General features: G+C 44.1%; 21 protein-coding genes and 1 riboswitch. Of the genes, 8 read left to right on the forward strand and 13 right to left on the reverse strand.

Annotated features, from left to right (window positions below; genetic code table 11):
• Positions 1–5: 5 nt before the first annotated feature.
• From B5066_RS14790 to B5066_RS14805, 4 genes are all read right to left on the reverse strand, one after another.
• Positions 6–1,364, reverse strand: a complete 1,359-nt coding sequence (locus B5066_RS14790) for a PTS transporter subunit EIIC (protein WP_079476668.1) — start codon at positions 1,362–1,364, stop codon at positions 6–8.
• A gap of 23 nt (positions 1,365–1,387) precedes the next feature.
• Positions 1,388–2,278 carry an N-acetylmuramic acid 6-phosphate etherase gene (gene murQ, locus B5066_RS14795; RefSeq protein ID WP_371862245.1) on the reverse strand — a complete coding sequence of 297 codons (891 nt, stop codon included), beginning with the start codon at positions 2,276–2,278 and terminating at the stop codon, positions 1,388–1,390.
• Between the two features lie 142 nt (positions 2,279–2,420).
• A complete protein-coding gene (locus B5066_RS14800) occupies positions 2,421–3,275 on the reverse strand; it encodes a MurR/RpiR family transcriptional regulator (protein ID WP_079476670.1) in 855 nt (284 codons plus the stop codon).
• 672 nt (positions 3,276–3,947) lie between these two features.
• Positions 3,948–5,123: an IS701 family transposase gene (locus B5066_RS14805; protein WP_079476671.1), complete on the reverse strand. Its 1,176-nt coding sequence runs from the start codon at positions 5,121–5,123 to the stop codon at positions 3,948–3,950.
• Between the two features lie 241 nt (positions 5,124–5,364).
• Between B5066_RS14805 and B5066_RS14810 the strand changes: the two genes are divergently transcribed.
• The 3 genes from B5066_RS14810 (at position 5,365) to B5066_RS14820 (ending at position 8,032) form a co-directional block, all read left to right on the forward strand.
• Positions 5,365–6,600 (forward strand): MFS transporter, encoded by a 1,236-nt coding sequence (locus B5066_RS14810; RefSeq protein WP_179124130.1) that lies wholly within the window; start codon positions 5,365–5,367, stop codon positions 6,598–6,600.
• A 95-nt stretch (positions 6,601–6,695) separates the two neighbouring features.
• Entirely contained in the window at positions 6,696–6,893 is a 198-nt protein-coding gene (locus B5066_RS14815; protein WP_079476673.1) for a hypothetical protein, read from the forward strand.
• Between the two features lie 383 nt (positions 6,894–7,276).
• A complete protein-coding gene (locus B5066_RS14820) occupies positions 7,277–8,032 on the forward strand; it encodes a tryptophan-rich sensory protein (protein ID WP_079476674.1) in 756 nt (251 codons plus the stop codon).
• A 460-nt stretch (positions 8,033–8,492) separates the two neighbouring features.
• Here the strand turns inward: B5066_RS14820 and B5066_RS14825 are convergent, their stop codons facing one another.
• A complete protein-coding gene (locus B5066_RS14825) occupies positions 8,493–9,743 on the reverse strand; it encodes an aminopeptidase (protein WP_079476675.1) in 1,251 nt (416 codons plus the stop codon).
• A 203-nt stretch (positions 9,744–9,946) separates the two neighbouring features.
• On the opposite strand from B5066_RS14825, the gene B5066_RS14830 reads away from it, so the two are divergent.
• Positions 9,947–10,459, forward strand: a complete 513-nt coding sequence (locus B5066_RS14830; protein ID WP_079476676.1) for a DUF4352 domain-containing protein — start codon at positions 9,947–9,949, stop codon at positions 10,457–10,459.
• A gap of 175 nt (positions 10,460–10,634) precedes the next feature.
• Here B5066_RS14830 and kynA read toward each other — a convergent pair whose 3' ends face one another.
• Together kynA and kynU are read right to left on the reverse strand one after the other, a co-directional pair.
• Entirely contained in the window at positions 10,635–11,468 is an 834-nt protein-coding gene (kynA, locus tag B5066_RS14835) for a tryptophan 2,3-dioxygenase (RefSeq protein WP_079476677.1), read from the reverse strand.
• A 239-nt stretch (positions 11,469–11,707) separates the two neighbouring features.
• Positions 11,708–12,949, reverse strand: coding sequence for a kynureninase (kynU, locus tag B5066_RS14840; protein WP_079477047.1), 1,242 nt, complete (start codon positions 12,947–12,949; stop codon positions 11,708–11,710).
• A 206-nt stretch (positions 12,950–13,155) separates the two neighbouring features.
• Here kynU and B5066_RS14845 point away from each other — a divergent pair, with 206 nt between their 5' ends.
• The 3 genes from B5066_RS14845 to B5066_RS14855 all read left to right on the forward strand — a co-directional run bounded on the left by B5066_RS14845 (position 13,156) and on the right by B5066_RS14855 (position 15,924).
• Positions 13,156–13,770, forward strand: a complete 615-nt coding sequence (locus B5066_RS14845; RefSeq protein ID WP_079476678.1) for a TetR/AcrR family transcriptional regulator — start codon at positions 13,156–13,158, stop codon at positions 13,768–13,770.
• A 280-nt stretch (positions 13,771–14,050) separates the two neighbouring features.
• Positions 14,051–15,502, forward strand: coding sequence for a cardiolipin synthase (gene cls / locus B5066_RS14850; protein ID WP_079477048.1), 1,452 nt, complete (start codon positions 14,051–14,053; stop codon positions 15,500–15,502).
• Positions 15,503–15,609: 107 nt separating this feature from the next.
• On the forward strand, positions 15,610–15,924 hold the full coding sequence (locus B5066_RS14855) for a hypothetical protein (protein ID WP_079476679.1): 315 nt from the start codon (positions 15,610–15,612) through the stop codon (positions 15,922–15,924).
• 107 nt (positions 15,925–16,031) lie between these two features.
• On the opposite strand, the gene B5066_RS14860 is transcribed toward B5066_RS14855, so the two are convergent.
• The gene (locus B5066_RS14860; protein WP_079476680.1) at positions 16,032–16,643 is read right to left on the reverse strand and encodes an N-acetylmuramoyl-L-alanine amidase family protein; all 612 of its coding nucleotides are present in this window, start codon (positions 16,641–16,643) and stop codon (positions 16,032–16,034) included.
• 454 nt (positions 16,644–17,097) lie between these two features.
• Here B5066_RS14860 and B5066_RS14865 point away from each other — a divergent pair, with 454 nt between their 5' ends.
• Positions 17,098–17,469, forward strand: coding sequence for a hypothetical protein (locus B5066_RS14865; RefSeq protein ID WP_079476681.1), 372 nt, complete (start codon positions 17,098–17,100; stop codon positions 17,467–17,469).
• Here B5066_RS14865 and B5066_RS14870 read toward each other — a convergent pair.
• The 5 genes from B5066_RS14870 to pgaC all read right to left on the reverse strand — a co-directional run bounded on the left by B5066_RS14870 (position 17,466) and on the right by pgaC (position 21,619).
• A complete protein-coding gene (locus B5066_RS14870; protein WP_079476682.1) occupies positions 17,466–17,780 on the reverse strand; it encodes a DMT family transporter in 315 nt (104 codons plus the stop codon). The two genes, B5066_RS14865 and B5066_RS14870, sit on opposite strands and share 4 nt — an antisense overlap.
• Positions 17,780–18,121, reverse strand: a complete 342-nt coding sequence (locus B5066_RS14875; RefSeq protein ID WP_079476683.1) for a DMT family transporter — start codon at positions 18,119–18,121, stop codon at positions 17,780–17,782. Before B5066_RS14875 ends, B5066_RS14870 begins: the two co-directional genes overlap by 1 nt.
• 74 nt (positions 18,122–18,195) lie before the next feature.
• Positions 18,196–18,301: riboswitch (guanidine-I (ykkC/yxkD leader) on the reverse strand.
• A gap of 566 nt (positions 18,302–18,867) precedes the next feature.
• Complete coding sequence (locus B5066_RS14880; RefSeq protein ID WP_079476684.1) at positions 18,868–19,077, reverse strand: hypothetical protein; 210 nt, start codon at positions 19,075–19,077, stop codon at positions 18,868–18,870.
• Positions 19,078–19,095: 18 nt separating this feature from the next.
• On the reverse strand, positions 19,096–19,974 hold the full coding sequence (locus tag B5066_RS14885) for a polysaccharide deacetylase family protein (protein WP_079476685.1): 879 nt from the start codon (positions 19,972–19,974) through the stop codon (positions 19,096–19,098).
• A 421-nt stretch (positions 19,975–20,395) separates the two neighbouring features.
• On the reverse strand, positions 20,396–21,619 hold the full coding sequence (gene pgaC / locus B5066_RS14895; protein ID WP_079476687.1) for a poly-beta-1,6-N-acetyl-D-glucosamine synthase: 1,224 nt from the start codon (positions 21,617–21,619) through the stop codon (positions 20,396–20,398).
• Between the last annotated feature and the right edge of the window lie 134 nt (positions 21,620–21,753).

Here is a 21,753-nt window from a genome sequence, read left to right on the forward strand (position 1 = left end):
TTACCTTATTGAATATTTTCAGCCATTTTTTCGTTGTATCCGAAAAGATAAGTGAATAAAAAACCAAAAAAGTAGGCTGCCAGAAGGCCTAAAAAGTACATGACATATTGGCCATCGATAAGAGGAATCAATGACAGACCCGAAACCCCAATACCAGTCGAGGCTGTACCCATCACTGCCTGAAAGGCCCCTCCTACTGCCGCGCCCAGGCAAGCGGTTACAAATGGACGTCCAAGCGGCAGAGTCACGCCGTAAAGGAGAGGCTCACCGATTCCTAGAAAGCCGACTGGCAGAGCCCCTTTTACTGTATTACGAAGCTGCTGATTTTTTGTTTTTACAAAAACGGCTATTGCGGCACCAACCTGGCCGGCTCCAGCCATTGCAAGAATTGTAAGAAGCGGCGTAGCGCCCATGCTGTCAATAAAATCTAAATGGATGGGTGTCAGTCCGTGATGCATTCCCACCATAACAAGAGGAAGAAAGAAACCAGCAAGGGCTGCTCCTGCTACCGCCCCACCAATATTTAACACAAAATTGATAGCAGCAGTAATACCGGTAGAAATGAATCCCCCGAGTGGCTGCAAAAGAACGATTGTAGCAATACCTACAATTAGTACGGTAAAAAATGGAGTGAAAATCAAATCGAGTGTACCTGGAATAAATTTTCGGATAGTACGTTCAACAAAGGCCATCGCCCAGGCGGCCAGAATAACTGCAAAGATTCCGCCCTGCCCGGGTACAAGAGCTTCTCCAAACAGCGTAATATCGGCAAGGGCAGGATTGATAATTAAAATACCAGCAACAGCGCCAAGAGCCGGGGTCCCGCCGAACTCTTTTGCGGTATTCCAACCTACAAGAATGCCAAGATATGTAAAAATTCCTCCGCCGATCACAAGCAGAATCTGCAGCCAGGTCGTTTCCGGATCGACACCGGCATTTTGTGCAAAGTTGGCTGCACCATTAATTAACCCAGAAGCGATTAATGCAGGAATTAATGGAATAAAAATATTTCCGATACGTTTTAAGAAGTTTCGAATCGGCGTATGCTGCCGTTGTTTGATCCCAGCCTTAACATCTTCAACTGTGTGATCATCTCCCTGCACACTACCTGCTGAAAGATTTGTTATTTTTTCCAGTTCAGCCGCTACTTTGCCTGCAGTGCCGGGCCCGACCACAATCTGAATAGTATCCTCCTCTACGACCCCCATAACATTTTCGACCTTTTTTAATTGTTCGATGTCAACTTTTTCCGGATCGCGCACATTCAGACGAACCCGCGTCATACAGTTGTATAAAGAAACGATATTTTCACTACCGCCAAGGGGCTGAAGAACATCTTCAGCAATTTGTTGTTCTTTTTTCACCAGAAACACTCCCTTTTATGCAATTATTTGTTAATAATAGCTTCCCGGACCCTGCCATGATTTTGTTCAAGAAGTACAGTTGCTTCAGCAGGAGTGGCATCAGCCAGAATCATGACCACTGCTGTTTTCACATGCCGGCCGGAAGCTTCAAATATGGACGCGGCTGTTTGTTCATCCACACCGGTGACCTCCTGTATTATACTCATTGAGCGACGGGCCAGCTTTTGATTCGTTGCCTGTACATCTACCATGAAATTTTCGTACACTTTGCCAAGTCTGATCATCGTTATGGTAGATATCATATTCAATATGTTCTTTTGAGCAGTGCCGGCTTTTAAACGAGTAGAGCCAGTAAGTATTTCAGGGCCTGTTTCGGCTTCCACAGAATAATCGGCAAGTGCACTGATGGGGGCATCCTTATTACAGGAAATGCTTCCGGTTACGGCTCCGATTTCTTTAGCGTAGCTAAGAGCACCGATCACATACGGCGTACGGCCGCTTGCTGCGACTCCGATAACGATATCCCGGGAAGCCAGATGAATTTTTTTCAGGTCAGAAGCGCCAAGGTTTTCAGAATCCTCTGCTCCTTCCACTGCGGTAAGCAAAGCTTCTTTCCCACCAGCGATGATTCCCTGCACCGTTTCCGGTGTAGTGCCGAATGTAGGAGGGCATTCGGCAGCGTCCAGAATGGCGAGACGTCCGCTTGTTCCAGCGCCTACGTAAATCAAACGTCCCCCTTGGCGGATAGAGGTTTCTGCTTTTTCCACAAGAGGCTCAATGAAAGGAAGAGCTTCTTCTACTATGTTTGGTACAATTTTGTCCTCGTAGTTCATAAGTTGAAGTATTTCCCTGATGCTTAAATTGTCGAGTTCGTATGTATCCGGGTGCCTTTTTTCTGTTTTAAGTTTATTCATTTTCATCCCTCACGATCTTTATGGAAAACGCTTACAATTAATTATAATAACTATGAAATTTTAAATCAATATATAAATTAAAAAAGTGAAATTTAATTTTAAAAGGTAAAAAAGAACTTGAGTAGAATAAAAAGCATAAAAATTATAATTTCCGATGCTCTTCTGTTGTCTCTCTTGCTTGTTCGAATGCTTCTACCAGTTCTTCGCCAATAAGATGAAAAACAGCTACATATAAGGCATCAATATAATTCAACTGGCTGGTCCGTGAAGCAATGCTTCCAATTCTTCCTGATTGTTCGATATCTGGAATTGCCAGAACATAATCCGAATGCTTAACTAAGGGGGAATTGGCGTATTTAGTAATGCTAATAACTGTTAAATTCTTTTTTTGGGCATAATTGGCTGTATCAACCACTTCCTTCGTATAACCGGAAGTACTAAAACAGATTAAGACATCGTGTTTCTTCATCATTGTAATAAATGGAATTATGTAATGATAATCAGAAGAAGCAGAAGCATGAAGGCCGAGCCGCATAAATTTATACTGGCCGTCCACCGCTGGAGTGAAAGAACCGCCAACGCCAAATAAGCCAACAGTTTTTGCCTGGGAAATCAGTTTTACAGCTTTTTCAAATGATTGGTGATTGACGGTTTTTGTCATCATGTCAAGTGAAGCCCGGTTCAAAGAAGTAACTTTTTGAAATAAACTGTGGGAAGTATCACTGCTTTCAAGGAGGGACAAACTATTAATGGAAGCATCCATCTGAGACAACTCCTGGGCAAGGGCAACTTTAAGCATACGAAAACTTTCCATACCTATACGCTTGCAGAAACGGACAATACTTGCTTCACTCGCATTTGCCTGAACAGCCAATTGCTTGGTAGTCATTGTAGGCACAAATTCTGCGTGAATAAGCACATACTCTGCTACTTTTCTTTCAGAATTAGTGAAACTATTATATTCGGAACGAATTTTAGACACTAGTCGTGTTTGCATCGTGTGCTCCCCTTTTAATTATGATCATTCTATTATGAATATACTGAAGTATTTTTAGCAAATAAATCAATAAATATTGAAAAACCGCTATTGCCCTCGGCAAACATTTGCTTTTCCCCTGTTTTTACCAGTTATCGCCAGCATAAAAATTTCTTAGTTCATATACAAATATTGCAAATGTAAAGAAAATATAACAATATGCTGTTATGCAATGCTTTTTATCAAGCTTTCCCAACTCTTGCACTTACTTTAAATATTCTACCGGATCTAAATACCGAAATTTTTGTTTACGTATAGCTTTACGTTATATTTCCCGGCCCCCTTTGCATTAATCCGGTACGCTCATGCACTGTTTCGTTTCTTTCAGGACTATAAAGATTCTATCCAGGATATCTATTATAAGCCGGTCATGAGAAGATCTATATCGAAACGTCCAACACCCATGCACACAATTGTTGGAAAGACTTGGCAGCTATTCATGAACACCTGAACATTTTTTCTGGCTTAAGTGAATCAAATACTAAAAGCAAATAATTTTCAACGCTGTTATTTTTCCATAAATTGTGATATTTTAACAGAAGCTCTAATGTTGCAGTTTTGAAAACAAATGTTGGTCATGGATTTAAATATTGGAAATCATCGACAATATCATCCAACCGATGGCTTTGCGGGTCAGGCCACACGGTAAGCGTCATACACACTTTCCAGGGTGGCGCCCGCACGGGCGCGCTGATAAATATCCGCAATCTCTCGCCGTCGGTGATCCTGGTGACTGGCATGAAAGGCTTCACTGATGGTGCCCGCAAATGCCCACGCAAGCAGCAGCCAGGCGGTTTGGAGGAGAAGCAGGTAGCGTCGGATGGCCGGGGCGCTCCGCAACCGGTATCCGCCCATCGACAGCTTGCCCTTGGCTTCCTGGAAAAAGGTTTTAATCGCCCACCGGTGCTGATACCAGGATAAGACGTCCGCCGCGGTCATCGAGGGGTCGGTGGAAAAGAAAAACCGGTACGCTTCGTGGGAAGCAGAAGCCCGGGAACCAACGACTACGCCCGAGAGGCCACCTTTCAACCGACCCTGAAACCGGACCATTTCATACGTGGTGCTCCGGACGGTCACAAGGTCCAGATCTTCCACCTGCCGGGCCCGTTGGGCCCAGTCTCTGGCTGGTAACGGCATGGGGGCCGTGTCGAGCACGCGGTTGCTTTTGATGGCACCGATAAAATGCCAGCCCCGGTCCCGGACAGTACGGATCAGTTTTTCCGATGCGTACCAGCTGTCAGCCAGGACATACACGGGACGATCGCCCACGTCGATAATACGAAGCTGCTGAAGGGCCAGATCGATTTTACTGGGTCCGTGTTCTTTCTCATACCGTTCGATATGATAAGGATACAGGCGCTTGTTCGTGCCTGCCATGATGGTGAGCCATTGATGCCCGTAAACGGTCGTCCCGGTCTGATGATCAAAATGGTATCCGCCGTCGTCCATCGGGTGGTGCGCCTGTGACGAAGGTTTCGATTTGGGAACGACGGTATCATCGATGGCGATCAGCACCGGGTTGGTGGAGGAGGCCTGCCGCCGGATGTGCTGCAGTACCGAGCGCTGGAGCTTACGCTCCAGGGCATGGTCATCCACCCGGGACGTGCGAAAAAACCGGGTCACCGATGAATGGTGGGCGTGATGATTCGCAGCTTCCTGCAGGGCCTTCACGCTCCCGTTACGGTGCTCCCGGGTCCAGCCTTCCAGCAGCTTCTGCATATGCCGGGCAGCTGGGGAGGACATAAAGAACCGGAGGTTCCATTGATCAAAGGCGTTGGCGATGCAGGAGGAATATGATACGGTAGACATGAGGCAGAATCCTTTCTCGATGGTGTTTTGGTCGATGTCATCGTACCGTATCAACGGGGATTCTGTCTCTTTGTTATTGATAATGGAAATAATTGTTAGCAAACCTGCAACATTAGAGCAGAAGTTAAATCAACATTAATGCAACATTTTATCCAATAAAGCACTTTGACGAAAGGACGAAAGCCCATGTAGGCAGCTCATCTTTTTCCCATATAAAAACTAAATACTAGTGGGTGATATGATGGGCCGTAAGCGTTCGTTCTTTTTGTTGTTGAGTAATCAGTCTATCGCCAGTGCTGGCGATATTTTTTATCTTGTAAGTATTATCAGTGTCGTTTACGAGCGCACTTCTTCCGTGTTTCTCGTTTCTCTTATTCCTTTTATCAATACATTTTCCCGGTTTCTTGGCGGACTGTTCGCTCCCTGGATACTGGAAAAAGGGAGCCTGAGATCGATTTTAGCTTCGGCGTCCATTGGCAAGGGGCTGCTGTTGGTGATCCTGCCTGTGCTTCTCCTGCGAGGTATCGGGTCTTCATTTTTAATCTGGGCGCTGACGGTTGTAGGCCTCATTGCCGTACTGGACAGCTGGATCACCCCAGCCCGGAATGCTTCTCTCCCGAGAATCGTCCCCCGGCATTCGCTGGTTCGGGCAAACAGCCTGATGGCCATGTCGGATCAAACGATTCAATTAGCCGGATGGCCTGTTGGCGCTCTGTTCATCGTACTGTTTCCACCAGGCGCGGTGCTTATGGGCACCTCCCTTACCTTTATTGTGATTTCTTTTCTGCTTCTCGGCGTTCATATTGAGAGAAGCGACGCTTCTTTTCAAAAATCGTCAGCCTCCTCGATGATCGAAATCCTTCAATCGGGATGGAAATATATTTGGAAGCATCGTCCGCTGCGCACCATGTTTTTTGTCGACGGCATTACTTCTTTAACAGGAGCCATCTGGATCGCCGCGTTATTGTATGTGTATGTTGCCGACGTGCTGCAGGAAAATGAGTCGTGGTGGGGGTACATCAATGCTTCTTTTTTCGCCGGCCTGATGATTGGAGGCATGCTCTGCTTCCGGTTTGAAAAGGCACTTCAGATAAAAGCCCGGTATTTTTTAATCGGCAGCTCCTTTTGTGTTGCGGTGTTCACCTTTTGGTTCGCGTTTCCGGCTTCCAGCGTTTTTGCCCTGCTCATTTCCCTTTTGATCGGTATTCCGACGCAGGTTCAGGAGGTTACACAGATTTCTCTGATTCAAACCCATACGGAGGAAAAACAGCTAGCAAGGGTGTTTTCCGCCAGAGACGTAATTTTAACCAGCTTTTTTGGTTTTTCTTCGCTGCTGGTTGGCGGAATCGCGGAAGTAGTGGGAGTCCGCAGCGTTTTTATTATGGCTTCGCTCCTTTTGACTATCAGCGGCCTGATATATGTACGGCAACGGAGACTATTATCGGTATCTGCCGAAGAGGAAGAACTCTCTACTTAAAAATAAACAGCGGCGCTTTCTTTGTTTAGAGGGCGCTGCTGTTTGCATTGAAGTAAATAAAACTTTTCATTTTAATCGTAGAAAGGAGAATCTTAATGAATGTAGTTGACATGATTGTTTACGCTTCGTGCTTTCTATTAATCATGACCGCCGGCGTTATTATGTTCAGAGAGTTCAGAGAGTTCAGAAAATCAAAAAAGGTAAGCCGGCAGCCGAAGTTCACTATATCTATATACCTTTTACTATCGGCTTCTTTACTTCAGCTGATTTATGGTATCACCACTAATTTCTAAGAGCACAATCCCGAACGTGCACTGAGTGATTTCAAGTATTATTAAAAATTGATGACAGCACAGTTTAATAGCGCTTCAAGTATGTCCAGATTCATTTTCAAACACCCCATAAATAATTTAAGACCTTTTGATACGCAAAAGTGCTTTTTTAAGTCGATATATGGAATGACTAAAAATGTTTATCTTTAAAACAATAAACATTTCCCTATTTATGCCCACGAAAATAGCATGGAACGTCCATCGATAAATTTTTCATCCGTTCGTTGAACAAAAAGCGTTTAAAATGATCTCGAAGAGGAAAACCTAACACGCATACGTTTCTACTGCCTCTTGATCAGTAGCTACGGAAGAGACTATACACCGGTGAAAAAGGAGAGAGAGTCATGACAACATCACGGCGATGGGCTATCGCTTACCTGCTCGTTTTTGGCTTTATGATTTTTTTAAATTACTGGAGCACCACCAATGTTGGGACTGTAGCAAACAACAACCAGGCGATCATCCAGCCTGCCGGCTTTGCCTTTTCCATCTGGGGTCTGATTTATGTGCTGCTATTGGCCTGGATCCTCAAGCAGTTATTCACCAGTGGCCGGAAGGAAACCGTAGTGTCCCAATTGACATTCTGGCCGATCCTCAATTTCCTGTTAAACGGATGCTGGATCATCGTGTTCACCCAGCAGTGGTTGGTCACTTCTACCCTAGTCATTGCGGCCCTCCTCTATACATTAGGCGTCATGTACACCCTCACAGCCAAAGCCGGTTATCGAGGGTTCGACCGGCTGCCTTTTTCCATTTATTTTGCCTGGGTGACGGTCGCAACCATCGTGAACGTGTTTACGGTAATGGTCAGCGCGCAGGTCACCACATTGCTGGGCCTGCAGGAATTAGGCTGGACGTTGATCCTGCTTGGAGCAGCGACCGGCATTGGCGTCCTCATTGCCGCGCGATTTCGCGACTGGCTGTATCCCCTTGTTCTCCTCTGGCCCTACTACGGCATCTATGCGGCAAATGATCGGGCCTACGCAAGCCTAGACCTGACCCTGCTGCTTACCAGCATTCTCTTAGTGTTCGTAGCGCTTATCGTGGGAATCTATCAGCTGCGTCTTCAGCAACGGACGAGCCATCCACAATCCTTGTAAGTTCTGCTGGAATCGGTGCTTCATGGTAGTCGGTTTTCTGGAAGAAGACATTAAAGTCTCCTTCTTTGATGTTGGTTGTTGGTTCTGCAGTGTATTATGCTACTAGGCAGCTTTTTTCCTAGATGGACAACCAAAGTCTGTGCTTCTCTCACAGTACAGGTTTTTTTGGTCATAAAAATAGAAAAAACCGCTACTCGGCGGAGCAGCGGGACGAATCGTCCTGGTTCTACATCTGATCTTACAGGGACATCGGACTTAAGCGATTGATAATGTATTCTTTTTGTCTTTATGTTTGAATACCGTGAAATAGCTCCTCCTTATAAAAAGGAAGCAGACTTCTACTCTGTTTCCTTCTTTATATAACATTCACTAAACTACCCTTTAAGTGTAACTTTTGGGGAGGAGCACTAAAGAAAGATTCATACAAAAAGAAATATTTCGTATCACCTAACCTTTCGGACTAGAATTGAAAAACCCCGTCTTCCATTAATAAGACTTCTGTTCCGTCATCTTCGGTTCCCACCACCTTCATATCTTCAGTGCCAAAAGCCACATTAACCGACAGGAGAGACATGTTCAGTCCTGCTTCCTCTAACGCTTGCTCCGATAGAAGGTTGCCATGTTGAAGGTTAGTTGGGGAGGCGTTGCCGAGGCCAATATGGCAGGCCGTATTTTCATCAAACAAGGTATTGTAGAAAAGCGTATTCGCCTTAGCAAGAGGCGAATGAGGGGAAACCAGCGCAATTTCCCCTAAATACGAAGCACCTTCGTCGGTTTCGAGGAGACGTTGCAATGCTTCCTGGTCGTTGGCCGCAGCACAGGAAGTGATTCGGCCATCTTGGAAAGTAAGGGAAACATCGTTGATCACCCTTCCTTCATAGACAAGCGGTTTTGTGGCTACAAGCCTGCCATGGACCTCATGCTTATGCGGGGCCGAAAATATTTCCTCCGTAGGAATGTTTGGAAAGAACGGGATCCCCTTGGTATCTGTCACTCCCCCACCGATAAAAACATGATTGTCCGGCATGCCGACGACCAAATCGGTCCCCTGGCTATTCGTAAAATGCAGAGCGTCCAACTGGCGATCATTGAGAAACTTTTTCCTGGATTCGAAAGCTCTGTTATGATTTTCCCAGTCTTCGATGGGGTGATTTCCATCGGCCCGGGCCCCGCGTAAGATGGCTTGCCATAATGACTGCAGCGCTTCTTCTTTCCTTAGATGAGGAAATACTTTCGTCGCCCAGGCAAAGGACGGAACAGCCAACAGACACCAGCGTACCTCATGAGATCTCATCTTTGCGTAATACTCTTTGAACTTGGTGCGAGAGGCGTTTTGAAAGCGGCTGATTCGTTCGGGGGGGACATCCTTGAAGACTTCGAAGTTTTCAGCAATGACATGGATGTACGCAGCACCGGCAGCGTCCCACTCGTTCATACGAGCCTGTTGCCAGTCGGGAATCTGATCGACAGCCTCCTCGTCGGCATAGAAATAAAATGCTCGGGTGGACTCTTCATCAGTCCAATTCATGACCACATTTGAAGCTCCAGCCTCGTAAGCTGCCGTTTGGACGAAACGAGCAAATGGGGCATGCTTGATATCACTATGTATTACCACTAATTGATCCTTCTGTACATTGATCCCTATTCGTACCGTGAGTTCGGCATATTTTTTCAACGATTCGTCACTGATAAGCTCCTCGATGTTTTCCAACGTTCTTCACTCCTTTTCGTAGAAACTGTTACATCCCTAATCATTGCCTGCCCATCATGATCAGCATCAGCCAGACGAAGATTCTTCCTAAGATCCACCAGTCATGTCAATAATCCTCGTTTTTATTTTCATATCAGGTTAATGTGTTGCTTACAGCGGGAAAGAATTTTATAGCGTTAATAGGCAAAAAGGAGTTGACCATTTTGCAAAAACAAATTATTACGATGAGTACAGCTCTGCTATTGAGCGGCGGGCTTTTAGCGGGATGTGGCGGAAACGAAGAAGAAACGCCCTTCAGCTCGCAAAATTACGAAGGAGGCGAAGAGCAGCAGGACGACCGCGAGGTAAATATAATGAGTCCTGGTGACACTGCTACAGCAGATGGTATGGACATTACTATCGATTCTGTAGAGTTCACTTCCAGTGAAGAAAATGCCAACGGAGATACCAAAGATCTTTTAGCAATAAACGTCTCTGCGACAAATACAACCCAAGAATCAAAAACGCTTTCTCAAGAGAACTTTGAACTTTTTAACGAAAGCGGGTATACGCGCCCGGTGCATAGAACTGGGGATTCTATCCCTGCCACTCTCAGCCCAAATGAGGAAGCCAGCGGCACCATTTATTATGATGCTAAAGAGGGGAACAGGTTCCAAATTGAATACATGAGCCCTTCTACAGAAGAATCGACCCCCGTTTGGGAGGTGCCGTCATAGTTAGCCAAGGATATTAAATTTTCACTTTTTATGAAGGCTCTTTTGGCTTAGCGGCACGGTCGAGAATCACTTTCACCGTGTTTGCCAGGCCCTTATTTTTTGTAGTTTAGTTGCTCTTTCTTTTGGCTCGTGATAGCACAAATAAAGAGCAACCCTTTCATGTGCCATTGGAACATTACAACTTTGTTCTAAGGTTCCATAGCTCTGGAAAAAATTGCTGTTCCAGCACCTTTTGTAAATAACCTACACCTGACGAACCGCCGGTCCCGCTTTTAAACCCGATAACCCTCTCCACCGTTTTCATATGTCGAAAACGCCATTGTTGAAAGCAATCTTCGATATCTACCAGCTTCTCCCCAAGTTCATACAAGTCCCAATATTCATTGGAGTTTTGATAAACTTCAATCCAGGCGCCTTCCACCGTTTTATCAAACTCGTAGGCTCTGGTAACATCACGATTTAAAACCTCTTCAGAAATATGAAAACCCGCCCGGCTCAATGCATGGATTGATGCATCATAAATACTGCCGGAATAGTACCCGGCTTCCAATTGTTTTAATAGTTCAGGATCTTTTTCATAGATCTTTAAAATAAAATCTGTCTTATAGCCCAGGGCAAATTCTATTAATCTGTATTGATAGGATTGGAAACCGGATGAACTTCCAAGCGCCTCTCTAAACTCTAAGTATTCAGCCGGAGTTAACGTCGACAGCACGTCCCAGGCCTGAATGATTTGATTTTGGATTTCGGAAACCCGGGCCAGTTTTTTGAAACTTACAGATAAATCCCCTGCCTCAATAGCATGTTTGGCAGCATGAAGCTCATGGAGGATTAACTTCATCCATAACTCGCTCACCTGATGAATGATAATAAATAACATTTCATCGTGATGGCCGGATAATCTATTCTGGCTGGAAAGAATCGTGTCCAGATTCAAATACTCGCCATAAGTCATTTTCTTTTGAAAATTTGTTTCAATATTCTCTTCTCCACTTGTTGGATTAGTCATTTTAACACTTCCCGTTCATCTATTTTTTCATAAGCCTACGTATAACAGAATGGAGAGATTAGTTGGTTATATTCATCTGTCTTTACACAAGTAAGCTCTAAATCATGAGCAGCAGCTTCCGTCCCAAAATAGTGCCTGCGAAAACGGGGCATCTCCGGCTCAGTGCGCAATATCAGGCTGCAGAGATTGAAAGAGGTTTATTTATTCGCAAGAACCAGGCATTTAGCAGGTGCTCTTTTCTAAGCGATAATATTACGCTTGTTTTCATATTTTTTGTATGTTTCCTCAGTCATAATGCGCTTTAACACGTTTACGGTTTCCCATATATCATAGAAAGAATTGTATAGTGCCACCGGTCCGATTCTAATGAAATCCGGCGCTCTAAAGTCTGGCACAATTCCTTCGGCGTTCAGTGCTTTACAAATGCTTGCGGCATGGGTATGCTGCACGAGCAGATGCCCCCCGCGCTGCTTATGGTCCAAGGGACTAACAATGTTGAAATGAAAACCGCTTAATTCATGGGTTATTAGCGTAATCATATAATCGGTAAGCCTGAGCGATTTTTGTCTAATCTGTTGAATTCCAGCTTCATTAAACATAGCAAGTGAGCCAAGCAGCGGTGCCATACTGAGTATGTGCGGGGTCCCGATTTCATAAGCTCCGGCATCTGCGTCTGGAGTCAATTCATGGCTCATATCAAACTGAACCTCTTTCTTTGAGCTGAACCAGCCTGCGAGTCCCGGTTCCCGGCCAAAATGTTTTTTATTAACATAAAGTCCGCCAACGGCCCCCGGCCCCCCATTTAAATGTTTATAGGTACACCATACTGCAAAATCAACATCCCATTCGTCGAGCTGGTGCGGAACCGCTCCGATGGAATGACACAAATCGAACCCAACGATAATGCTGCGCTTATGTGCTTCGGCAGTGATTCTTTCCATATCCAGGATTTGCCCGCTTCTATACAGTACGCTTGGTAAAAATATGAGGGCGACATCGTCGCTCATGCTTTCAATAATTTGCTCTTCAGCAAGCATGCCTTTCTCACTCTGAACTCTCACTAATGCATTTGCCGGGTCATACCCCTTAAGTTTCAACTGGCTTTTCAATGCATAAATATCTGACGGGAACGTAGCATCATCTGCTAAAATCTTATATTTAGCTGCCGTGGGCTGATAAAAAGTCGATACTAATTGATGAATATTTGTGGTGGTGGAGCCAGTAACTATCACCTGTTCTTTTTCTGCTCCAATTAATGGCGCCGTCATTTCACCTAATTGCTGGGACATATAGAACCAGGGGTTTTCTCCCTTGCTCCAGCCATCAATCCCTAACGTTTTCCAATCGTTTAATCCATTCAAAAGTGCTTGTTCTGCTCTTGTAGAAAGCAGCCCGAGGGAGTTTCCGTCCAGGTAAATCATGTCTTTATTCAAATAAAACTCGTTACGATAGGAACACAAAGGATCTGACTCATCCATCATTGCTGCATATTCTTCTGTACATTCGTTTGGCTGCGTCAACCTCGTTCACCTCTATATGATATTTTTTTCAGAATTGTCATTAAATTAATACTATCATTATGTGACACTATGTCAATGACACAATGTCATTAAAAACTAATTATTTTATTCTATTTTTTCTTTTTCATGTTACGGTTGTTATATAAAAAACCAGTAGGAGAGCTAAAATGAGTAATAATAGAAAACAACAAGCAATGGAAACAAAGCAGAAACTACTTTATGCCGCACGGGAGGTCTTCTTTGAACATGGCTTTAAAAGGGCAACAATACGCCAAATTAATCAGAAAGCGGAAACCGGACACGGTACAGCATATGTATACTTTAAAAATAAAGAGGATTTTCTGGTCGAGCTGATGCTCGAAACCATGGAATCCTTCCATAATATCGCGGCCATTCCTTTTCGGCCTTCCTCCCAGAGTGAAGCACATAAGCTAATCGCCCACCAGGTTGAACAATTTTTATCATTAGCGCTTGAAAAGAAACAAATAATGAAAATTTTTAAAGAAGCAATCGGTATTTCAGCTAATGTCGAATCGAATTGGCAGCATATTCGTAACAAGTTTATAGAAAGTATTACAAAGGATATCGTTTATGCCCAACGGTATGCCCTGGCACACCAGCATCTAAATCCTTCTATCACTGCCCGGTCCTGGTTTTACATGAACGAGATGTTTATGTGGGAACTTGTCGAGGATCAATACACAGATGATATTGAAGAGATTATTGAACATATGACAAGCCTTTATATGAATGGATTATATATCAGTACCTCCCATGGATAAACGGCCCGTACGCAGGCCTGTACTATTATGAATTCTCTTTTAATCGTTATCGCATTTGATCATTAATATATTTCCAGCTGCCTCTACCAAAAAAAGCAGAAGCCAAGCAGCACCTTGAGTGGCTTTTGCCATGATCGATTTGGCCGCAGCTATCCTTTAAGCTGGTATTTTTCTTCCCTTTGTGTCCCTGCTCTCCAAATAATGCTATTATTTGGAGACCTGCTTTTTAGAGCAAGCCTTAGTAAAAACATGGATTTAGAAAGGAGTAGAAAAAATGGGCATTGATATTATATCTATCTTATTCGCTGTGCTGCTGGTTTTTAATGTTTTTTCCGCTTTTGTGATTGTATTTCTTGAAAAACGGCATCCGACTACCGTCTGGGCCTGGCTTATGCTGCTGTTTTTTCTGCCGGTTTTAGGCTTCGTACTGTATTTAATTTTTGGGCAGAATTTAACCCGGAAGCGGTTGTTTGATACAAGCGAAATGAAAAGCATCGGCATCGAAGATCTGATTCAGGAACAGCTCGGAGCCGTAAAGTCCGGGTCTTTCTCCTTTTCGGATGATATTGCGGCCAAGCACCGGGATTTGATTTATATGCACTTAAAAAATGACGGAGCTATTCTGACCCAGCAGAATGACGTTCAGATTTACACCGATGGCCAAAACAAATTCGACGCTCTGCTGCATGATATTTCCCAGGCCCGGGATCATATTCATCTGCAGTACTACATTCTCCGAAATGATAACCTCGGCTCTCAAATCATTGAAGCTCTCCGACAAAAAGCGGCCGAGGGCATCACCGTCCGGGTGCTCTATGATGATATGGGCTCAAGAACGTTAAGCAGAAAAGATCTGAACGGCATTTTGGCGGCTGGCGGGGAAGCCGCTGCATTCTTCCCCAAGCGCCTGCCCTTGATTAACCTGCGGCTTAATTACCGCAACCACCGGAAAATCGTAATCATTGATGGACAGATTGGTTACCTCGGCGGCTTCAACGTAGGCGATGAGTATGTTGGCCTAAGCAGCAAGTTTGGTTATTGGCGTGACACGCACTTGCGGCTGGAGGGGCAGGCTGTTAAAGCAGCGCAGACCCGGTTTGTTCTCGACTGGAACCAGGCCCATTCCCACTCGAAGATTCGCTACGACGACCGCTATTTTCCCTCTCTCTTTGCGTCCGGACCCTGCAGCACCCAGATTGTATCGAGCGGCCCGGACTCCGAATGGGAACAAATTAAAAATGGGTATATTAAAATGATCAACTCTGCCAAGCACTCTGTCACCATTCAAACTCCGTACTTCATTCCGGATGAAAGCCTAATGGATGCGATACGCATCGCTTCTCTTTCCGGCGTTGATGTGCGTATCATGATCCCTTCCATGCCGGACCACCCTTTTGTTTACTGGGCAACGTACTCCCATGTGGGAATGATTCTCCGGGCCGGCGCGAGAGTCTATATATATAATCGCGGGTTTATCCACGCCAAAACGATCACGGTGGATGAAGAAATCAGCTCGGTCGGCACTGCTAATATCGATGTGCGCAGCTTTCGCTTAAATTTCGAGGTGAATGCCTTTATCTATCATGCCGCCACCACGAAACGTCTGGTTGATGCGTTTCATTACGACATGGGAACTTACGCCTCTGAACTTACTCTTGAAGCTTACCAGCAGCGCTCCCTTTGGATTCGAAGCAAAGAAGCGGTGTCCCACCTATTGTCACCCATTTTATAGCGCAAAAAACTTTTTAGATATGCTATGATAAAAAGACAAACATCTTTTAAAATGAAACGAAGCAGGAACAGTACTTGCCTCCAGCTTAATAAAAGGAGTTGATGTTGGTGACAGGATCCCAGATTACTTCCATCCTTTCCTATATCAGCGTGTTTTTTGCCCCAATCTTTGTGCCATTAATCGTGTTAATCGCTGGAAATAATTATTCCCGGGCCCATGCCGGGAAAGCTCTGGTCTCTCATTTGATTCCGACGCTCATGATCCTAGCCATCGGTATCTGGGTGTATTTATCCAACGGTATGTTTGCGTACTCGAATTTTTTCTGGACACTTTTATCTCTTATTGCGCTGGTCCAAGTCATCATTATGATTTTAAACGTGCTCTGGGCCATACGGGTGGCAAGAGAGGAACCCCAGGAATAAGAAGAATAATAAAGACGGGCATCGTAGAACAATACGACGCCCGTCTTTATTTCGTTTATTTAAAACAAGAAACCGTCCGGCTGCTTTTATGTAAAGAATGGCTCTAATTAAAAATGCTGATGAATCCCTAAGTATAGAGCATTTGCCGCCTCGTTCCGAAACGCACTGTCTTTCATGCGTTCTGCTTCCTGCTTGTTTGTCACAAATCCAAGCTCGACAAGAGCCGCCGGCATTTCTGTGTTGCGCAACACACTGAAATTAGCGGTTTTGACGCCCCGGTCCTCACTGCCGAATTCATCCACCATGTGCTCCTGCAGGTTGAATGCCAGTCGTTGTCCTTCTTCGCTTGTTGGGTAATGATAGGTTTCCGTTCCTTCTGCATAAGGAGTGGCAGCCGCATTGGCGTGAACGCTAACGAAAATATCTGCATCCTTGCGATTTGCGATCTCCGCCCGATCTTCTAAGGGAAGGTATTCATCTCTCTCCCGGGTCATGACCACCTCAGCACCGGCCTGCTCCAGCCGCTGCTTGGTCCGGTACGCTACATCATATACCAGTTCTTTTTCATGCAGACCATTATCCAATGCGCCTGGGTCTTCTCCTCCGTGTCCCGCATCCAGCGCGACTGTTTTGCCTTCTACAGAGGCTTCCGCCTCATTAACGAAAACACCGCCTCCCAATAAGAAAATGGTTAACACGATGCCGATGTATTTTTTCATGTTCAAATCCTCCCAAAGAAGTAATTATCATACATGTCGACTGTACTAATCGAAAGCGGAAACGACAAGCTGCAAAAGTCGATCCTACCAATCCCCTTACCAAATAGATTTGGCCTAAACGACAATGTTTGACTTCGCATATAAGTAGGAAAAATGTGTATGATAGAAAAGGATTCTGTACGGGGCGGAGTACTAAAAGCGTTGCTCTTTTTAACCAGGCTTTATTCATTTAAGGTGCTTCTCCTACCGGCCCTGGTTTTTCTTAAACATTATAAAATATACCAAGTTAAGTTGCTGCCTGCGTCAGGAAAGACCATAATACCACCTTAATTTCGATCGAAGGTTTTATAGTAAACTAGCAGGAAAAAGAAGATGACAGGCTTGCGAAAGCAAATAGTTACGATAACTTCCCCTCTGTTTTTAAGCGTAGGGATCTTAGCGGGAGCCAGTGAAAATGAAACAGAAGTGTTTTTTAGCGCTGAAAACTATGAGGGGCGATGAACAGCGGGAGGACCGTGAGGTCAATATCATAAGTCCTGGCGACACCGTTACGGCAGCTGGCATGGATATGGCGGTTGACTCTGCGGACATCTCTTCCAGCGAAGAAAATGCTGACAGCGAAATGAAAGCTCTATTAAAAGTGATTCTCTCTGAGACAAACCAAAACGGGGAATCAAAAACAATTTCGCAGGAAGGGACGTCTTGTTTGCTTTATGTGCATATTCTGTCGGTTCCTTATTTTTCATGCGGTTGGAGTCTGGCTGACGCTGGGTGTCATAACGCTAAAAAAACGCCGGTTCAGTGGAAAAGCCGGCGTTATGATTAAGCAACGAGTTTCAGTCCTACTGCTGCGCCTAACACCATAAGGATGAACAAGAGCCGCTGCCAGTTTTTCTTTTCTCCGTACAGAATCATCCCTGCCAGCGCACCTCCGGCTGCTCCAATGCCTGTCCACACTGCATAGGCTGTCCCCATTGGCAGGGTCTTCATGGCTTCAGATAGAAAAAAGAAACTTGCCCCGAATCCAATAATTAGCCATGCCAAGGATCTCCAGCGCCGGTCTTGATGCATTTGATTAATCATCATCACACCAAACATTTCAAATAATCCGGCTAACACGAGCCACGCCCATGCCATTAGGAATCAGCTCCTTTCTCTTTGCTTTCCGTCGTCACCAATTTCAAACCTACCACGCCGGCCAGAAGCAGCATAACTAAAACGATCTTTATTATACTGAATGCCTCGCCAAAAAAGACAATTCCTGAAAATACCGTCCCTGCTGTCCCGAGTCCGACAAATACAGCGTAAACCGTGCCTACTGGCAGTTTTCGGCCTGCCATGATCATAAGGTAAAAACTGATGATAATACAAACCACCGTTCCGCCCCACGTCCAGACGCTTTCGGCATGCTTTAATCCAATAACCCAGCCTACTTCAAAAATCGCGGCAATCACCACTTTGATCCAGTTTCCGTTCATCTTAATGGTGCCTCCTTTTCCTTATTTCGTTCACAAATCAAAAAAAGCCCGGGAGACAGCTGTATACAAACAGCATCTCCCAGGCTTTTATCCTTCCGTGTGCACGGTGTGTTCTACAAGAACCGTGTGTTTTCTCTCGGACCAGCCAGTCTGAACTGCGGAACCCTAGAAAACATTCCCTTATTTGATTAATTTCATTATATATTATAAGAAACACCAAGGCAACCCTTGAGCTTATTTTATGTCTAGTAGGTACCGGCGATCAGTAAAACCAATATAAAAAAAATACTCAAGCCTAATGTTAAAATAGTATAAAACTTACATCGTTTCCACATGACATGTGCCTCCCACAAAAGCTGGCGTACTTATGATCTATACAAAAAATAAATTGGCGCATAGTATTGTTTCGCTTTTCGCATCCATCTACCCCCCCCCGCTATTAAGCAATTTAGAAGCCATTCTTTTTTATTAGTCCCTCAAAAGAACATTCATTACTCAAATAACCACCTACTGCATTTATGATAACTTGAAAAGTGTCTTCAATATTTGTACCTCCTGGGTTCAAACCCAAATCTGCTATAATATTTCTTTTTCACTGCTTTTTCTTCTACAGAGCTTTCTTCTATCAACCAATGTTAAGAAAGGCAAGCAATATTTTTACGACAAATACCAACATATTGCTTTAAACTTGCTGCCTCCTCTTTTATCTTCCATCATCGCTCCCTGTTCCAATAGTGTTTTTGAATTTATAGTAATTTTTCATCGTTACTGCTGGCACAACGCGGACGTATGTATATGACACCGTCCCTGACCCGTACAATTTCTTCAAAGATTACTTTTCCAGAATCACAGAGTTTATAAAAAGCTGCTAAATCTCCTGGTTCTGAAGGCTGCCATTCATCCGGCTTCGTTCCAAAAAATTGAAGCAGCCTTTGTTCTTGAGTTGTATGCTTCATCATGACTCCCCCTCTTTTCTATACTTGGTTCTGTAGCCATGGCTTCACATGCTGATCAAATAACGATTGATTAATAATGATGCGGTTCATGTAGTATGGATAATCTTCAGGACCAATAGTTCTAGGTGCTAAAATTCCGTTCGTTTCAAACCCGGACTGCCGAATTTTTTCATTTAAAGCATCTGAAGTGTTTCCATAAGGAATCGCAAAAGTTTCCGGCTTCGTCCCAGTCCGATCTTCAATTGTACGAACGCTTTGATCCAGGTCTTCGCTAAAGCTTTGATATGAATTTTTAGTGGCAAATACCGGCGTTTTTCCGTCGTTCTGAAGTTCATGCATATCATAGGTGTGGGAACCCAGGACAGCTAGTCCCGATTGGTGCATCGTCCGCACTTCATCCCAATTTGCCATCGTCATGTGTTTATAATTACCCTGGCCGATTCGGCCGACAATTAAATAAATAGTGAACGGAATGTTTTGTTCTTTCAGGATTGGATAAGCATTGTTATAAACACTTTGATCGATATCATCGAAGGAGACCCACACACATTTCTCAGGAAAATCACCTTTCTTCTGATATTCCTTTATTTGTTGAGGTGTTACAAACGTCACGTTCTGCTCTTGCAAGTATTTCATTTGGGAATCAAACTCTTGCGTAGATACGCTGTATTTTGTCAGTTCATCCGATTTAGTCACCCAAGCAATAGACTGCTCCAGCAAAGAGGCATTACGTACACGATGATAATTCATTCCCAAACAGCCAGAGGTATCCAATTCTTTGTCAATCATCATCGCCGGCTGTGAGTCAAAAGCTTTTCCTTCATGCAAATTAAACGCCACAACTGTACCAACACCTAACAAAATTATTAATCCTAATACACGTTTAACCCATTTCATTGCGATAACGTCCTTTAACACTTAATGATTGTTTGCTTTTGAAAAGCTTGAATCTGGTCCTGGGATAGATATTTCAGTTCTTTTAAATAATCCGCCGAAGCAGCTTTTCTGTCAGCATCGCCCTGCGGCTGTCGTGTGTGTCTTTTTCTAGTCCTATATATATAAATGCTGATGAAAACATACCGCCAAAAGATCATCAAAAGAAAGATTGTAAAAAAATATCCGCTTACTATAAATAAAAACTGCCGGATTTCATTATCCGAAATTTTGAATGACAATTTAAGAAGCTTCATAGAATCAATCTGCCATACCATCCATGGGCTGATAAAAAAAAAGATGGTCGAAAAGGCATATATCCATAAAATTGTCGTTAGTATCAAGGGGCCTAAGGCTTTCCACGACGCATCATCATTTGTAACGATTATTTCCTGTTCTTTGCTCCACGGTCGGGACTTTCCCATACCGCATCTCCTCCCTTCCAACGTGCGTAGATGCTTTTAGGCAACGCAACCACAGCGACTACTGCGTTGATAATCCAATAAATCGCTGGGTACCACGGAGCCCACAGGTAGTATTTCTTGATATTGTCATACCGGGCATCAATGATTAGTGCAATAAACAACTGAGAAAAACATAAAAATGCCAGCGCAAAAGAAGAAAAGGCCAGCCATATGAGTATTGGCTGCAGTGCTGTCGCCGTTAATATGGTCCACCCTGTTAAACTGACCCACCCCAAAGCCCAGCACAAGCTGCATACTTGCTCCCAATACAAAAACCATAATGATCGATGTCTCCACTGAAATGGAACCCGCCAGTATTTCCACAACACTTCCTGCCCGCCCTGGGCCCAACGGACCCGTTGTTTCCACAGCCCCTTTAATGTTTCCGGCACCAGCATCCAACAAAGAGCATACGGTTCAAAACGAATATCCCATCCGTTGGTTTGGAGATTCCAGCTAATGGCAATATCTTCTGTGATCATATCAGTATCCCATAAACCAACTTGAGCCACGGCGTTTTTGCGAAAAGCAACAATTACTCCAGAAACAGTATTAATTTTTCCGATAATCCGTTGGGCTCTCTTGATAGAACCTATGATAGAAGCATATTCCACAAGCTGTATTTTACTTAGAAGTTTATGCCGGTTTCTTACTCTCGGGTTTCCGGTCACAGCCCCCGTCCCTTCGGACTCCAGAAAATGCTTAATTAAATAGAACGGAGCTTTTGGGCTCAACACGGCGTCCGAATCAATACAAATCAAATATTCAGACCGGGCCGCGTGAATAGCCAAATTTAATGCATGGGCTTTTCCTCTGTTAGTTGCGCTGTCAATCACACGCAGGCCTGAATACTTCGTTGTCAGCATACGCAGAGTTTCTCCTGTATTATCTGAGCTCCCATCATTTATGGTAATAATTTCAAAATCAGGATAGTCGCTTTGATGTAAATGCTGGATCGTTTCTTCAATCGTATCCTCTTCATTAAAACAGGGGACGAGAAATGATACTTTCGGCCAATTTTTATCATCGACCGGCATAGGAAATTTTCTCTCACGGTACCACATGAAAATTAATGCTCCTGATAACCAAAGTAACGACATGGCTATGGGGTACCAGAAAATATAATTTGTAATGACGCTAATAATGAATCACCCACTTTCTCTTTCATATTCAATCTTCCGTACACATTTAGTGATAATAGCACAGTCCCCATTTTTACCAAAGATAGTATATAGTTAATTTATAATGATATTTTGATATTTATATTTGTTTTCAAATC

Origin of the sequence: Marinococcus halophilus (genome assembly GCF_900166605.1) — a bacterium.
GTDB lineage: Bacteria > Bacillota > Bacilli > Bacillales > Marinococcaceae > Marinococcus > Marinococcus halophilus.